The sequence below is a fragment of the Altererythrobacter sp. C41 genome (assembly GCF_016803135.1).
Taxonomy (GTDB): Bacteria; Pseudomonadota; Alphaproteobacteria; order Sphingomonadales; family Sphingomonadaceae; genus Pelagerythrobacter.
The window spans coordinates 294,050-308,837 of the sequence record NZ_JAEVFE010000004.1; the positions used below are offsets into that span (position 1 = coordinate 294,050).

The 14,788-nt window shown below is 66.2% G+C and carries 21 protein-coding genes; all 21 read left to right on the plus strand.

All coding sequences use genetic code 11. The features are described 5' to 3' along the window. The 21 genes from rpmC to JNO53_RS10105 all read left to right on the plus strand — a co-directional run bounded on the left by rpmC (position 1) and on the right by JNO53_RS10105 (position 14,765). Complete coding sequence (gene rpmC, locus JNO53_RS10005) at positions 1 to 210, plus strand: 50S ribosomal protein L29 (RefSeq protein WP_119511508.1); 210 nt, start codon at positions 1 to 3, stop codon at positions 208 to 210. Between the two features lie 11 nt (positions 211 to 221). Then, positions 222 to 497: a 30S ribosomal protein S17 gene (gene rpsQ / locus JNO53_RS10010; protein WP_203110376.1), complete on the plus strand. Its 276-nt coding sequence runs from the start codon at positions 222 to 224 to the stop codon at positions 495 to 497. 98 nt (positions 498 to 595) lie between these two features. Then, entirely contained in the window at positions 596 to 964 is a 369-nt protein-coding gene (gene rplN / locus JNO53_RS10015) for a 50S ribosomal protein L14 (protein WP_061924894.1), read from the plus strand. Next, positions 964 to 1,284 (plus strand): 50S ribosomal protein L24, encoded by a 321-nt coding sequence (gene rplX / locus JNO53_RS10020; RefSeq protein WP_203110378.1) that lies wholly within the window; start codon positions 964 to 966, stop codon positions 1,282 to 1,284. Before rplN ends, rplX begins: the two co-directional genes overlap by 1 nt. Then, positions 1,277 to 1,861 carry a 50S ribosomal protein L5 gene (gene rplE, locus JNO53_RS10025; protein WP_238401802.1) on the plus strand — a complete coding sequence of 195 codons (585 nt, stop codon included), beginning with the start codon at positions 1,277 to 1,279 and terminating at the stop codon, positions 1,859 to 1,861. The genes rplX and rplE overlap by 8 nt, the downstream gene beginning before the upstream one ends. Positions 1,862 to 1,904: 43 nt before the next feature. Then, positions 1,905 to 2,210 (plus strand): 30S ribosomal protein S14, encoded by a 306-nt coding sequence (gene rpsN, locus JNO53_RS10030; protein WP_203110385.1) that lies wholly within the window; start codon positions 1,905 to 1,907, stop codon positions 2,208 to 2,210. 11 nt (positions 2,211 to 2,221) lie between these two features. Beyond that, a complete protein-coding gene (rpsH, locus tag JNO53_RS10035) occupies positions 2,222 to 2,617 on the plus strand; it encodes a 30S ribosomal protein S8 (RefSeq protein WP_203110393.1) in 396 nt (131 codons plus the stop codon). After that, positions 2,617 to 3,150 (plus strand): 50S ribosomal protein L6, encoded by a 534-nt coding sequence (gene rplF, locus JNO53_RS10040; RefSeq protein ID WP_203110402.1) that lies wholly within the window; start codon positions 2,617 to 2,619, stop codon positions 3,148 to 3,150. Before rpsH ends, rplF begins: the two co-directional genes overlap by 1 nt. A gap of 1 nt (position 3,151) precedes the next feature. Beyond that, positions 3,152 to 3,496, plus strand: a complete 345-nt coding sequence (gene rplR, locus JNO53_RS10045) for a 50S ribosomal protein L18 (protein WP_203110404.1) — start codon at positions 3,152 to 3,154, stop codon at positions 3,494 to 3,496. Next, the gene (gene rpsE, locus JNO53_RS15355; RefSeq protein ID WP_238401803.1) at positions 3,496 to 4,308 is read left to right on the plus strand and encodes a 30S ribosomal protein S5; all 813 of its coding nucleotides are present in this window, start codon (positions 3,496 to 3,498) and stop codon (positions 4,306 to 4,308) included. Before rplR ends, rpsE begins: the two co-directional genes overlap by 1 nt. 5 nt (positions 4,309 to 4,313) lie before the next feature. Next, positions 4,314 to 4,499 carry a 50S ribosomal protein L30 gene (gene rpmD, locus JNO53_RS10055; protein ID WP_203110406.1) on the plus strand — a complete coding sequence of 62 codons (186 nt, stop codon included), beginning with the start codon at positions 4,314 to 4,316 and terminating at the stop codon, positions 4,497 to 4,499. Positions 4,500 to 4,622: 123 nt separating this feature from the next. After that, positions 4,623 to 5,147: a 50S ribosomal protein L15 gene (gene rplO, locus JNO53_RS10060; protein ID WP_203110408.1), complete on the plus strand. Its 525-nt coding sequence runs from the start codon at positions 4,623 to 4,625 to the stop codon at positions 5,145 to 5,147. A 104-nt stretch (positions 5,148 to 5,251) separates the two neighbouring features. Then, positions 5,252 to 6,616, plus strand: a complete 1,365-nt coding sequence (gene secY / locus JNO53_RS10065) for a preprotein translocase subunit SecY (RefSeq protein WP_203110410.1) — start codon at positions 5,252 to 5,254, stop codon at positions 6,614 to 6,616. A gap of 33 nt (positions 6,617 to 6,649) precedes the next feature. Then, positions 6,650 to 7,294 carry an adenylate kinase gene (locus tag JNO53_RS10070; RefSeq protein ID WP_203110412.1) on the plus strand — a complete coding sequence of 215 codons (645 nt, stop codon included), beginning with the start codon at positions 6,650 to 6,652 and terminating at the stop codon, positions 7,292 to 7,294. A gap of 79 nt (positions 7,295 to 7,373) precedes the next feature. Beyond that, entirely contained in the window at positions 7,374 to 8,063 is a 690-nt protein-coding gene (locus JNO53_RS10075) for an SRPBCC family protein (RefSeq protein ID WP_238401804.1), read from the plus strand. A gap of 372 nt (positions 8,064 to 8,435) precedes the next feature. Beyond that, a complete protein-coding gene (gene rpsM / locus JNO53_RS10080) occupies positions 8,436 to 8,804 on the plus strand; it encodes a 30S ribosomal protein S13 (RefSeq protein ID WP_203110414.1) in 369 nt (122 codons plus the stop codon). 59 nt (positions 8,805 to 8,863) lie between these two features. Next, entirely contained in the window at positions 8,864 to 9,253 is a 390-nt protein-coding gene (gene rpsK, locus JNO53_RS10085) for a 30S ribosomal protein S11 (RefSeq protein ID WP_047805755.1), read from the plus strand. A gap of 100 nt (positions 9,254 to 9,353) precedes the next feature. Next, entirely contained in the window at positions 9,354 to 10,406 is a 1,053-nt protein-coding gene (locus JNO53_RS10090) for a DNA-directed RNA polymerase subunit alpha (RefSeq protein ID WP_203110416.1), read from the plus strand. A 254-nt stretch (positions 10,407 to 10,660) separates the two neighbouring features. After that, on the plus strand, positions 10,661 to 11,083 hold the full coding sequence (gene rplQ, locus JNO53_RS10095) for a 50S ribosomal protein L17 (protein WP_203110418.1): 423 nt from the start codon (positions 10,661 to 10,663) through the stop codon (positions 11,081 to 11,083). A 94-nt stretch (positions 11,084 to 11,177) separates the two neighbouring features. Further along, positions 11,178 to 12,533, plus strand: coding sequence for a serine hydrolase domain-containing protein (locus tag JNO53_RS10100; RefSeq protein WP_203110420.1), 1,356 nt, complete (start codon positions 11,178 to 11,180; stop codon positions 12,531 to 12,533). A 75-nt stretch (positions 12,534 to 12,608) separates the two neighbouring features. Further along, the gene (locus tag JNO53_RS10105) at positions 12,609 to 14,765 is read left to right on the plus strand and encodes a prolyl oligopeptidase family serine peptidase (RefSeq protein ID WP_203110422.1); all 2,157 of its coding nucleotides are present in this window, start codon (positions 12,609 to 12,611) and stop codon (positions 14,763 to 14,765) included. The last annotated feature ends 23 nt before the right edge of the window (positions 14,766 to 14,788 follow it).

Below are 14,788 nucleotides of genomic sequence, written 5' to 3' on the forward strand. Positions count from 1 at the left end.
ATGACCAAGATTGAAGACCTCCGGACGAAGACCGACGACCAGCTCGACGCGCAGCTCACCGAGCTCAAGCGCGAGCAGTTCAACCTCCGCTTCCAGGCGGCGACCAACCAGTTGGAAGCCCCGGCGCGGATCCGCCAGGTTCGCCGCTCGATCGCGCAGATCAAGACTCTGCAGAACGAGCGCGCCGCCGCGGCGGCAGCCAAGGCTTGAGGAGCTAGACAATGCCGAAGCGTATCCTGATCGGGACTGTCACCTCCGACAAGACCGACAAGACCGTCACCGTGCTGGTCGAGCGTAAGGTGAAGCACCCGCTCTACGGGAAGATCATCCGCCGCTCGAAGAAGTACCACGCGCACGACGAGAGCAACGAGTACAAGCTGGGCGACACCGTCCGGATCGAGGAGACCAAGCCGATCTCCAAGACCAAGACCTGGAAGGTGATCGACCGCGTTGTCGCGGGCGGCGTGCAGGCGATCGAGGCCGATCTCGAGGCCTGACCGCCGAAGTGATTTCAACCGATCCTCGGCTTCGAGGACAGGCGTTTTTGGAACTGCCGGACGGGTTCCGGCAAGCCAGGTAAGAAGGAACCGCATCGATGATTCAGATGCAATCGAACCTAGACGTCGCGGACAACAGCGGCGCGAAGCGCGTCCAGTGCATCAAGGTGCTGGGCGGGTCGAAGCGCCGCACCGCGAGCGTCGGCGACGTGATCGTCGTTTCCGTGAAGGAAGCGCAGCCGCGTGCCCGCGTGAAGAAGGGCGACGTTCACCGCGCGGTGATCGTTCGCACGAAGAAGGACGTTCGCCGCCCCGACGGCAGCGTGATCCGCTTCGATTCGAACGCCGCGGTCCTCGTCAACAAGAACGAGGAACCGATCGGCACACGTATCTTCGGCCCCGTCGTGCGCGAACTGCGCGGGCGCGGGTTCATGAAGATCATCTCGCTCGCTCCGGAGGTGCTGTAATGGCCGCCGCCAAGATCAAGAAGGGCGACAACGTCGTCGTGCTCTCGGGCAAGGACAAGGGCCGCACCGGCACCGTCCAGAAGGTCATGCCGAAGGAAGGCAAGATCGTCGTCGAGGGCGTGAACGTCGCTGCCCGTCACCGCAAGCCGAGCCAGGCCAACCCGCAGGGTGGCATCGACCGCTTCGAAGCGCCGATGTCGATTTCCAAGGTTGCCGTGGCCGATCCCAAGGACGGCAAGCCGACCCGCGTCCGCTTCGAGGAGCGCGACGGGAAGAAGGTCCGCGTCGCCGTCAAGTCCGGGGAGACCATCGATGGCTGACAAGTACATCCCGCGTCTGAAGACCAGCTACGACGAGCAGATCGTCAAGGCGATGACCGAGAAGTTCGGTTACAAGAACCGGCTCGAAGTCCCGCGGCTCGAGAAGATCACGCTCAACATGGGCGTGGGCGAGGCGAGCCAGGACAAGAAGAAGGTCCAGACCGCGGCCGAGGAAATGGCCCTGATCGCCGGCCAGAAGCCGGTCATCACCAAGGCCAAGAAGTCGATCGCGCAGTTCAAGCTGCGCGAGGGCATGCCGATCGGCTGCAAGGTCACCCTGCGCCGTGAACGCATGTACGAGTTCCTCGACCGCCTGGTGACCGTCGCGATGCCGCGCATCCGCGACTTCCGCGGACTGAACCCGAAGAGCTTCGACGGGCACGGCAACTATGCGATGGGCCTGAAGGAACAGATCATCTTCCCGGAAATCTCGTACGACAAGATCGAGAAGGTCCGGGGCATGGATATCATCGTGACCACGACGGCGAAGACCGACGAGGAAGCCCGCGAACTGCTGCGTCTGTTCGGTTTCCCGTTCCCTGCCGAGCAGGGCGCCGAAGAGAAGGAGGCCGCGTGAGCGGCCCCCTGAACGCTAGGAAAGCAAAGAGAGCTTAAGTCCAATGGCGAAACTGAGTTCCATCAACAAGAACGAGCGTCGCAAGAAGCTCGTGAAGAAGTACGCTGCGAAGTACGCCAAGCTGAAGGCGATCGCGGACGACGAGTCGCTCGACGAGGGCGAACGTCTGATCGCGCGCCTGAAGATGGCGGAGATTCCGCGCAACGGAAACCCGACACGTGTGCGCAACCGCTGCACCACCACCGGCCGCCCGCGCGGCTATTACCGCAAGTTCGGCCTCAACCGCATCGAACTGCGCGATCTCGGCAACAAGGGCCTGATTCCGGGCCTGACCAAGTCGAGCTGGTGAGGATCTGACAGATGGCTATGACCGATCCCCTGGGTGATATGCTCACCCGTATCCGCAACGGGCAGCAGGCGAAGAAGGACAGCGTCCTTTCGCCGGCGTCCAAGCTGCGTGCGAACGTGCTCGAAGTGCTCCAGCGTGAAGGCTACATCCGTGGCTACAGCGAGGACACGACCGGCAAGCACCCCGCGCTGCGGATCGAACTGAAGTACTTCGAGGGCGAACCTGCGATCAAGCACGTCGCCCGCGTCTCCAAGCCCGGCCGCCGGATCTACTCGGGTTCCAAGGAACTCCCGACCGTCCGCAACGGCCTCGGCATCACCATCGTCTCGACGCCCCGCGGCGTGCTTTCCGATGCGGAAGCCCGTTCGCAGAACGTCGGCGGCGAAGTGCTGGCGGAGGTGTTCTGATGAGCCGCATCGGCAAGAAGCCGGTGGCGATCCCGAGCGGGGTCACCGCCACGATCGATAACGGCACGCTGACCGTGAAGGGGCCCAAGGGCACCCTTTCGCTGGGGCTGGCCGACGAGGTCGAGTACAAGCTCGAGGGCGACGAGATCAGCGTCAAGCCGGCGAACGACACCCGTCGCAGCCGCGACTTCTGGGGCATGCAGCGTACGCTCGTGTCCAACCTGGTCGAAGGCGTGACCGAAGGCTACACCAAGGTCCTCGAGATCTCGGGCGTCGGCTACCGTGCGCAGGCGCAGGGCAAGAAGCTCAAGCTTCAGCTCGGCTACAGCCACGACGTCGACCTGGACGTGCCCGAAGGCCTGGAAGTGAAGACCCCGGATCAGACCACGGTCGAGATCAGCGGGATCGACAAGCAGGCCGTGGGCCAGTTCGCCGCCGAAGTCCGCCGCTGGCGCAAGCCCGAACCCTACAAGGGCAAGGGCATCAAGTACCGCGGCGAGTACATCTTCCGCAAGGAAGGGAAGAAGAAGTAAGATGGCCAAGCTTTCCCTTTTCGAACGCCGCCGTCGCCGTGTCCGCACGGCCCTGCGCAGCCGCGCCGGCGATCGCCCCCGTCTGTCGGTGCACCGCACCGGCAAGCACATCTACGCCCAGATCATCGACGATGCCGGGGGCAAGACGATTGCCGCCGCCTCGACGCTGGGCGGGAAGACCTCGGGTGCCAATGTCGAAGCTGCCAAGCAGGTCGGCACGGACATCGCCGCGGCCGCCAAGAAGGCGGGCGTGACCACCGTCGTCTTCGATCGCGGTGGCTTCCTGTTCCACGGCCGCGTCAAGGCGCTGGCCGACGCCGCCCGCGAAGGCGGGCTGGAGTTCTGATGATGGCTGAAGAAAACAACACCGAGAACACCGAAAACACCGGGGCCGAGATCCAGGCCGCCGCTGCGACGGAGCAGCCGACCACCGGCACCGAAGGTGCGGAGACGGCGACGACCGAGGCTGCGGACAACCAGTCGGCCGAAAGCGGCGATGCCACGCAGCAGCGCGGCCGTGGCCGCGGCGGGCGCGACGGTGGTGACCGGGGCGGGCGCGAAGGCGGACGGGGCCGTGGCCGCGGCCGCGACGACCGCCGCGGCAACCGCCGCGAGGAAGAAGACGACGGGATCATCGAGAAGCTCGTCCACATCAACCGCGTCTCGAAGACGGTGAAGGGCGGCAAGCGCTTCGGCTTCGCGGCGCTGGTCGTGGTCGGCGACGGCTCGGGCCGCGTGGGCTTCGGCCACGGCAAGGCCCGCGAGGTGCCCGAGGCGATCTCCAAGGCGACCGCTTCGGCGCGCAAGAAGATGATCCGCGTTCCGCTCAAGGAAGGCCGCACGCTGCACCACGACGGCAAGGGCCGTTTCGGTGCCGGCAAGGTCACCGTGCGCACCGCGCCTCCGGGTACCGGCATCATCGCCGGCGGTCCGATGCGCGCCGTGTTCGAGAGCCTGGGCGTGGCCGACGTGGTGACCAAGTCGGTCGGCACGTCCAACCCCTACAACATGATCCGCGCCACGTTCGACGCGCTGACCGACCAGACTTCGCCGAAGTCGGTCGCGCAGCGCCGGGGCAAGAAGGTCGCCGACCTTCTCGGTCGCGGTGGCGCCAGCGAGGCCGAGGCTGAAGCCGACGCCGCAGCTATCGTGGAGTAATCGAGATGGCGAACAACAAGACCATCAAGATCAAGCAGATCGGTTCGCCGATCCGCCGCCCGGAAAGCCAGCGCAAGATCCTCGTCGGTCTGGGCCTCGACAAGATGCACAAGGTCGTCGAGCGTCAGGACACCCCCGAGGTGCGCGGCGCGATCGCCAAGATCCCGCATCTGGTGGCGATCCTCGATTGACATGCGAGCCCCCGCGAAGGCGGGGGCCTCAGTCCGCAGGCGATGCGCCAGTGGCACGAGGTCCCCGCCTTCGCGGGGACTCACGATTTTTAGCGCGAACAAAGCGAAAGCGAGTGCAAGACCATGAAACTGACAGACATCCGTGACAACCCCGGCGCCCGCAAGGGCCGCATCCGCATCGGACGCGGCATCGGTTCGGGCAAGGGCAAGACCGGCGGCCGCGGCCAGAAGGGCCAGAAGAGCCGTTCGGGCGTCGCCGTGAAGGGTTTCGAAGGCGGCCAGATGCCGCTCCACATGCGCTTGCCGAAGCGCGGGTTCAACAACCCGTTCGGCAAGGACTTTGCCGAAGTGAACATCGGCATGGTGCAGAAGTTCATCGACGCCAAGAAGCTCGACGCCGGCAAGGTCGTCGACGACGAGGCGCTGCGGGCCGCCGGCCTCGCGCGCGGCGGCAAGGACGGCATCCGTCTGCTGGGCAAGGGCGAGCTGAAGACCAAGGTTCAGTTCAAGGTCGCCGGCGCCAGCAAGGGCGCGATCGAGGCGGTCGAGAAGGCCGGCGGTTCGGTCGAACTGCCTGCGGCGAAGACGCCCGAGCACGAGAAGAAGGCCGCCCGGCGCGAAGCCAACAAGGCCGCCAAAGCCAAGTAACGGCAAAAATAGGGGTGGGGGGTTCGACATCGTGCCTCCCGCACCCTATCTAGCCTTTCCGAGCCGGGAGGGTCCGGCGCCGAGTTAGGGCACAAGCATTTCTCATGGCATCACGCGCCGACAATATCGCGAGCAACCTCAGTCTCGCCAACTTCTCGAAAGCGACCGAGCTCAAGAATCGTATCTGGTTCACGATCGGCGCGCTGATCGTCTTCCGGTTCCTGAGCTTCATTCCGCTTCCCGGCGTCAATCCGCTGGTGCTGCAGGACCTCTACGATACCGCGCGTGGCGGCATCCTCGATCTCTTCAACACTTTCTCGGGCGGCAGCCTGGAGCGCATGAGTCTCATCGCGCTCGGCGTCATGCCCTACATCACCGCCTCGATCGTCATCCAGCTTGCCGCGGCGCTGCATCCCTCGCTCGCCGCGCTCAAGAAGGAAGGTGCGAGCGGGCGGCAGAAGCTCAACCAGTACACGCGCTACGGCACCGTGTTCCTGTGCGCGATCCAGGGCTGGTTCCTCGCCTCGGGCCTCGAAGCCTACGGCGCGCAGAGCGGGCTGCAGGCGGTCGTCCAGCCCGGCGTGATGTTCCGCATCGGTGCGGTCATCAGCCTCGTCGGCGGCACGATGTTCCTTCTCTGGCTGGGTGAGCAGATCACCAGCCGCGGGATCGGCAACGGCGTCTCGCTGATCATCATGGCCGGTATCGTCGCCCAGTTCCCGAGCTTCGCCACGAACCTGTTCGAAGGCGGCCGCAGCGGTTCGATCTCGCCGGTCCTCATCATCGGCTTCCTGGCGATGATCGTGATCCTGGTGCTGTTCATCTGCTTCATGGAGCGCGCGCAGCGGCGATTGCTGATCCAGTATCCCAAGCGAGCGACCCAGCGCGGGGTGATGCAGGCCGACCGCAGCCACCTGCCGCTCAAGCTCAACACCGCCAACGTGATCCCGCCGATCTTCGCCAGCTCGCTGCTGCTGCTGCCGCTGACGATCAGCCAGTTCGCCGGCAACCAGGTCGATACCGAGAGCACGTTCGGCAGCGTGATCGTGTGGCTCAACCAGTATCTCGCGCACGGGCAGCCGATCTACATGGCGCTCTATGCCGCGGGCATCATCTTCTTCACGTTCTTCTATACCGCCGTGGTCTTCAACCCGGAGGAAACGGCCGAGAACCTGAAGAAGAACGGCGGCTTCATCCCGGGTATCCGCCCGGGCAAGCGCACGACCGAATATCTCGACTACGTGCTCACGCGCATCACCGTGATCGGCGCGATCTACCTGACCCTGGTCTGCGTGATCCCCGAATACATGATCGCGCAGACGGGCATTCCGCTGTTCCTGGGCGGCACCAGCCTGCTGATCGTGGTCAACGTCACGGTCGACACGATCACGCAGATCCAGTCGCACCTGCTGGCGCACCAGTACGGCGACCTGATCAAGAAGGCGAAGCTCAAGGGCCGCATGCGCTGATCGCGATGGTTTCGGAACGTTAGGGGAAGCGGGTTGGACATCATCCTCTTGGGCCCTCCGGGGGCAGGCAAGGGCACGCAGGCTCAGCGCCTCGAGCAGAAGCACGGCATGCGCCAGCTTTCGACCGGCGACATGCTGCGCGCCGCCGTCAAGCAGGGCACGCCGGTCGGCCTCAAGGCCAAGGAAGTGATGGACCGCGGCGAGCTCGTGTCGGACGAGATCGTCTCCGAACTGATCGACGCCGAACTGACCGCGATGGGCAAGGACGTCGGCGCGATCTTCGACGGCTATCCGCGTACCGCCGGCCAGGCCGAGTCGCTCGACCGCATCCTCGCCAGCCACGGCCGCGGGCTCGATCACGTGATCGAGCTCGAGGTCGACGAGGACGCGCTGGTCGAACGCATCACCGGCCGTTTCACCTGCGCCCGGTGCGGCACGGGTTATCACGACACCTTCAAGCAGCCCGAGGTCCCGGGCGTGTGCGACAAGTGCGGCAGCACCGAGTTCAAGCGCCGTCCCGACGACAACGAGGAAACCGTCCGCACCCGCATGGCCGAATACCGCGCCAAGACCGCGCCGATCCTGCCGATCTACGAGGAACGCGGGATCGTCAGCCGGGTCGACGGCATGGCCGGCATCGAGGACGTGACGCGCGCGATCGACGCGGTCCTCGGCTGACCGCCATTCCCCTCGCACCGGGCGGGCCTTTGCGCGCGCCACAAGCTGTGGAATAGCTGCGCGGGAAGGGGGACTGCCGATGCCGAAGATTCGCACTGCCGTGCTGCTGGTCGCGGTTGCCGCCGCGGCGCTGGCGCCCGCCGCCGTCTCCGCGAAAGTCGTGAAGCAGGATGCGGCGGGTTTCGTCACTCGCGACACCGTGGTGGTCGAGAGCACCCCGCGCGAGACGTGGATGGCACTGATATCGCCGGCGAAGTGGTGGAACGAGGCGCACACCTGGTCGGGCGATCCGGCGAACCTTTCGCTCGCCCCGCAGGCCGGCGGCTGCTTCTGCGAGCGCATTCCCGAAGTCGAGACCCGGGCGGACGTCGGCCTCGCGGGCAGCGCGCAGCACATGACCGTCGTCCACGCCGCTCCCGACAAGGCGCTGCGGATGCGCGGCGCCCTCGGACCGCTGCAGAGCGAGGCCGTGACAGGCGTGCTCACCATCGCGCTCGCCGAAGTGGAGCAGGGCACCGCGATCACCTTCGAATATGTCGTCGGCGGCTACATGCGGTACGAGATGCCCCCGATCGCGGAGGCGGTCGACGGCGTGATGAGCCAGCAGCTCGCCGGCCTTGCCGCGCTGCTCGGCCCGGTCGGTGCACCGTCCGAGGAGAAGGGCGAGGAGAAGGCCCCGGACGAATCCACCGGGAACGACGCCGATGTGCCGCCCGAGAAGAAGCCGAGCGTCGAGGAGGCGTTCGGCGACCTCTCGGACGACGAATAACCGCTGCCGGAACGCCCGCGCAGAACGCCCGCATCGTGGTAAACGGGCCGGAAGGCTTTTGACCTGAGGCGCAAGCTGCTATAGCGCAGGCTTGCATTCTCCAGCGGCCCGCCCATATCGGGCGGCGTGCTCGTATGCGCGCGCATAGCGGTTGACGTGCGCAGCGAATCACCCTAAGCGCGCCGTTCATTCGGCATTTCGGGACAGTTGGGCGGACAAGTCTGGCAGGCGGCAGCCTTCGTAGCGCGCCATCCGGACTTTTTGCCATTCCGGCTCCGGCCATGCCGATGAACGACAGCGTTGAGATAGGGGGTCGCCACCAGTTCGCTTGCGGACCGGCCGGCCGGGTCCCTGTGGAGCATGGAGAAGTAAGTGGCTCGTATTGCCGGGGTAAACATCCCCACCAACAAGCGCGTGATCATCGCGCTCACCTACATTCACGGTATCGGCCGCACCACGGCCGTGCAGATCGCCGACAAGCTGGGCATCGATCACTCCCGCCGCGTGCAGGATCTGAGCGATGCGGAAGTCCTGCAGATCCGCGAGACGATCGACAGCGACTACACCGTCGAGGGCGACCTGCGCCGCAACACCGCGATGAACATCAAGCGGCTGATGGACCTCCGGTCCTATCGCGGCCTGCGTCACCGCAACCAGTTGCCGGTCCGCGGTCAGCGCACGCACACCAACGCCCGCACCCGCAAGGGCAAGGCGAAGCCCATCGCGGGCAAGAAGAAGTAAGCGAACGCTTTCGCAGCTTCGCTTTCATCACTTCTTTTTAGGAACAGGATACTCAGCCCATGGCACGCGAACCAGGCCGGATCAGGCGGCGCGACAAGAAGAACATTTCGAGCGGCGTCGCGCACATCAACGCCAGCTTCAACAACACCATGATCACCATCACCGATGCGCAGGGCAATGCGATCAGCTGGTCCAGCGCCGGCATGATGGGTTTCAAGGGCAGCCGCAAGTCGACTCCCTACGCCGCCCAGGTCGCCGCGGACGACGCGGGCAAGAAGGCCGCCGAGCACGGCGTGCGCACCCTCGAGGTCGAAGTGAAGGGTCCCGGTTCGGGCCGTGAGAGCGCGCTGCGCGGTCTCGCCGCCGTCGGGTTCACGATCACCTCGATCCGTGACGTCACTCCGATCCCGCACAACGGGGTGAGGCCGTCGAAGCGCCGTCGCGTCTGATCCGTACCTGCCCGGCGGTGTCATGCCGCCGACCCTAACGGACCGGACGCGCCCACCAGCGCAGCCGGTCCTGCCCGTATTTGAACCCTAGGGGAAATCCATGGCCGTCAACACCAAGAACTGGCAGGAACTCAAGAAACCCAACAGCCTCGAGATCAAGGCCGGCGGCAAGTCGCGTGCGGCCACGTTCGTCGCGGAACCGCTCGAGCGCGGCTTCGGCCTGACGCTCGGCAACGCGCTGCGCCGGGTGCTCCTCTCCAGCCTCCAGGGCGCTGCGATCACCTCGATCAAGATCGAGAACGTGCTGCACGAGTTCTCCTCGCTCGCCGGCGTGCGCGAGGACGTGACCGACATCGTGCTCAACGTGAAGCAGATCGCGCTCAAGATGGAAGGCGAGGGTCCCAAGCGCCTGCAGCTTTCGAAGACCGGCCCCGGCGCGGTGACCGCGGGCGACATCGCCGTCTCGGGCGATATCGAGGTGATGAACAAGGATCTCGTGATCTGCCACCTCGACGAAGGCGCCACGTTCAACGTCGAACTGACCGCCGACACCGGCAAGGGCTACGTTCCCGCCGTGCAGAACCGCCCGGCCGATGCGCCGATCGGTCTGATCCCGGTCGACTCGCTCTACTCGCCGGTCCGCCAGGTCAGCTACAAGGTTGAGAACGCCCGCGTCGGGCAGGAGCTCGACTACGACAAGCTGAGCCTGACGATCGAGACCGACGGCACCGTGACCCCGGAAGACGCCGTGGCCTATGCCGCGCGCATCCTGCAGGATCAGCTCACACTGTTCGTCCACTTCGAGGAAGGCATTCCGCAGCCGAGCTCGGCCATGATCGGCCACGCCGCGCAGCCGGAAGAGAGCGACGCCAACCAGCTCAACCGTTACCTGCTCAAGAAGGTTGACGAGCTCGAGCTGTCGGTCCGTTCGGCCAACTGCCTCAAGAACGACAACATCATCTACATCGGCGACCTGGTCCAGAAGACCGAGGCCGAGATGCTCCGCACGCCGAACTTCGGCCGCAAGAGCCTCAACGAGATCAAGGAAGTCCTGAGCTCGATGGGCCTGCGCCTCGGCATGGACATCCCTGGCTGGCCGCCGGAGAACATCGAGGAAATGGCCAAGAAGCTCGAACAGGAACTGCTTGGTTAAGACATGATCCTCCCCATTTTTTGCCGCAGGCACAAATGGGGAGGGGGACCGCCGAGCCGCAGGCTCGGTGGTGGAGGGGTAAGGCACAACAGCCCCTCCGTCATCGAGCGCTGACGCGCTCGCTGCCACCTCCCCATTTGCCCTTCGCAAGCTCAGGGAAAATGGGGAGGATCGAACAGGGCAAACGGCCGACCCTCAATTCGGCCAGGACCGGGCTACCTCACACGGGCCCCTTACGAACGGAGTAACGAGAAATGCGTCACGGAATTCACGGCCGCAAGCTGCAGCGCAAGACCGGCCACCGCAAGGCCCTGTTCCGCAACATGGCCGCCGCGCTGATCAAGCACGAGCAGATCATGACCACGGCCCCCAAGGCCAAGGAACTGCGCCCCTACGTCGAGAAGCTGATCACGCTTGCCAAGCGCGGCGGCCTCAGCAACCGGCGCCTGGCGATGAGCCGTCTCGGTGACGAGACCCAGCTCAAGAAGCTGTTCGACGTCCTCGCCGAGCGCTACGGCGACCGCGACGGTGGCTACACCCGCGTGATCAAGGCCGGCTACCGCGCCAGCGACGCCGCGCAGATGGCGGTGATCGAGCTGGTCGACCGCGATGTCGAGGCGAAGGGTCAGGACTCCGGCCCCGTCATGAATGACGAGGAAGAGTTCGAGGAAGCCTGATCGGCACCAAGATAGGTGTGAGCACGAAGGCCGCGGGGGAAACTCCGCGGCCCTTTCGTTTGACTGCGCGCGAACGCGTGGCACAACGCGGCCCATGATCCGCCATCTCATCGCCGCCGCCGCGCTCCTCGCGCCCGTTCCCGCCATCGCGCAAAGCCAGCAGGAGACGCTCGACGCCCGCTACGACCGCGCGCTCGCGGCGGGGTACAAGGCGCTGTTCCTGTGCAGCGCGATCGCCAACGCCGAACGCGCCGGGGCGGAGCGGACGCCCGAAAGCGTGATGCAGTGGGAACTCACCGGCATTCAGGCGCCGCTGGACGAGATCGTTGGCGAACTGCCCTACGAGATCGTTCGGGCGGATGAGGGCGGGGCTCAGGTACGCCACGTCTCCGTCGGCTGGGCGGAGGATATGCCGCCGCGCTACGCGGTGCACGACACGGACAAGGGATGCGCGCTGCTCCCGATCGGTGGCGAACCGTCGACCGGCAAGGTTGCGGCCCGGCAGGAGTCCCTCCCCTCCGCTCCGGTTGCCCAGCCCAAGGCCGCGACCCTGGCCACCGCGCTCGATCGTGGCTTCTCCCCTTCCTACGGTGAGGGCGCGCGCACGACGGCCGTTCTGGTCCGGCGCGGCGGAGACACGCTCGGCGAGCGCTATGTCGAGGGTTTTGGCCCGGATATGCCGCAGCGGACCTGGTCGGTCGCCAAGAGCATCGCTGCGACCCTGATCGGCGCGGCCGTAGAGCGCCGAGACATCGACGTGGCATCCCCGGCCGGTCTGGGCCTGACCGACACCGACCCGCGCCGGGCGATCACGGTCGATCACCTCCTGCGCATGGCCTCGGGCCGTTATTCCGATACGCCCGGCAACCGCACCGATCCGCTCTATTTCGGCGGCGCGGCGGTCGGCGAGCGCGCGGCGGTCTGGCCGCTGGTCCACCCGCCGGGCACTGTCTTCCGCTACGCCAACAACGACACGCTGATGGCGGTGAAGGCGATCGAGGATACGTTCGGGCAGCATCCGCCCGCCGAGCTGCTCGCCACTCTTGGCATGCACGACACCGTCGCGGAGACCGACTGGCAGGGGAACTACATCCTCTCCAGCCAAGTCTGGTCGACGGCGCGCGATCTCGCGGCGCTCGGCCAGCTCTATCTCGACGGCGGCGTGTGGAACGGCGAACGCCTTCTGCCCGAGGACTGGGCGGCTTACGTCTCCCGCCCGAGCGGCCCGCAGCCGGATGGCGACTTCGGCTATGGCGCCGGCTTCTGGCTGTTCAACAGGTCCGAAGGGGTGCCGCCCGACACCTTCGCCGCCATGGGCAACCGCGGGCAATATGTCGTGATCGTGCCCAGCCGCGAGGTCGTCATCGTCCGCCGCGGCGAGGATCCGCCCGGCGGCGGCTTCGACATCGCCGCTTTCACACGCGACGTGCTCGCCGCGCTGGACAACTGATCTCTCACGGATTGCAAAGCCGCGTCAGGCGGTTACATCGGCAACCAGTCTGGACTGGCCCTTCGGGAGATTACAATGCGCCTTCGTTCCGCCGCGCTCGCGGCTTCTGCCGTTTCGCTCGCCCTTGCAGCGCCGCTCACCGCCGAAGAGGTTCCCTTGCCCGCATATCCCGAAACCCGCACCGGCGACGTCACCGAAACGCTGTTCGGTGAGGAGATCGCAGATCCCTACCGCTGGCTCGAGGCCGACGTGCGCAACGACGCCGAAGTCGCCGCCTGGGTCGAGCAGCAGAGCGAGTTTACCGACACCTACCTGAAGGCGCTGCCGGGCAACGAGTGGTTCAAGGCCCGCATCGGCGCGCTGCTCGACTACGAGCGCTTCGGCATCCCGCAGAAGGCGGGCGAATACTACTTCTACACCCGCAACACCGGCCTGCAGAACCAGAGCCCGCTCTACGTCCGCCACGGCCTCGACGCCGAGCCTCGGCTGCTGATCGACCCGAACGCCTGGGCGCAGGACGGCGCGACCGCGCTCGCCGGGTGGGAGCCGTCGGAGAACGGCACGCTGCTCGCCTATGCCGTGCAGGACGGCGGCACCGACTGGCGCGTGATCCGCGTGCTCGACGTCGAGACCGGGCAGCCGCTGGAAGACGAGATCCGCTGGGCCAAGTTCACCGGAATCTCGTGGCTCGGCAACGAGGGCTTCTTCTACTCGCGCTTTCCGGAGCCCGAGGAAGGGCAGGACTTCCAGGCGCTGAACTACAATCAGGCGGTCTACTACCACAAGCTCGGCACGCCGCAGTCGGAGGACCGCATGGTTTTCGCCACGCCCGAGCATCCGGAGCGCGGCCACGGCCTCGGCGTGTCCGACGACGGGCGCTGGGGCTTCATCATCAGTTCGCTCGGCACCGACGCGCAGTACGAAGTGCACGTGATCGACTTCCAGGACGAAGGTCGCAAGTGGGAGGCGAAGCCGCTCGTCACCGGGTTCGAGAACGCCTGGAACCCGATCGACACGATCGGCACCAAGGCGTTCTTCGTCACCAACAGGGATGCGCCCCGCTATCGCATCGTCACCACCGACCTTTCCGCGCCGACGCCCACCTGGACGACGATCGTGCCCGAGACCGAGCAGCCGATCGACGGCGCCTCGATCGTCGGTGACAAGCTGATCGTCACCTACCTGAAGGACGCCACCACCCGCGCGGCGGTCTACGACCTGCAGGGCAAGGCGCTCGACGACATCGAACTGGGCGAGCTCGGCACGGCCGGCGGCTTCGGCGGCAAGCCGGGCGATCCGGAGACGTTCTACACCTTCACCAGCTTCAACCGGCCGGGCACGATCTACCGCCTGAACGTCGACACGGGCGAAACGAGCACGTTCGCCGAGCCGGAGCTGACCTTCGATCCCGCACGGTTCGTCACCGAGCAGAAGTTCTACACCTCGAAGGATGGCACCCGCGTGCCGATGTTCATTGTCCGTCGCAACGACGTGACCGGCCCGGCGCCCACGCTGCTCTACGGCTACGGCGGGTTCGACATCTCGCTCACCCCGAGCTTCTCGGCAGCACGCATGGCCTGGCTGGAGGCGGGCGGTGTCTTCGCGCTCGCCAATATCCGCGGCGGCGGCGAATACGGCAAGGCGTGGCACGACGCCGGGCGCCTGCACAACAAGCAGAACGTGTTCGACGACTTCATCGCGGCGGGCGAGTATCTGAAGGCGAATGGTTACACGACGCCGGACGGCCTCGCGATCCAGGGCGGATCGAACGGCGGCCTGCTGGTCGGCGCGGTGGTCAACCAGCGGCCCGACCTGATCGACGCCGCCAACGCGGCCGTGGGCGTGATGGACATGCTGCGCTTCGACCGCTGGACCGCCGGGCGCTACTGGGTCGACGACTACGGCTATCCGTCGAAGGAGGAGGACTTCAAGGTCCTGCGCGCCTACTCGCCCTACCACAACATCCGCTCGGGCGTGGACTATCCCGCGGTGCTCGTGACCACGGCGGACACCGACGACCGCGTGGTGCCGGGGCACAGCTTCAAGTACGCCGCGGCGCTCCAGGCGGCCGACGTCGGCGACAAGCCGCACCTGATCCGCATCGAGACTCGTGCGGGCCACGGCAGCGGCAAGCCGACCGACAAGGCGATCGAGGAAGGGGCCGACGTGCTCGGCTTCCTCGCGCACTGGACGGGCCTGGCGGTGCCGGAGGAAGGGGCTGCGTCCGAGTGACGCCCGTCGCCCTGCGCAGGCAG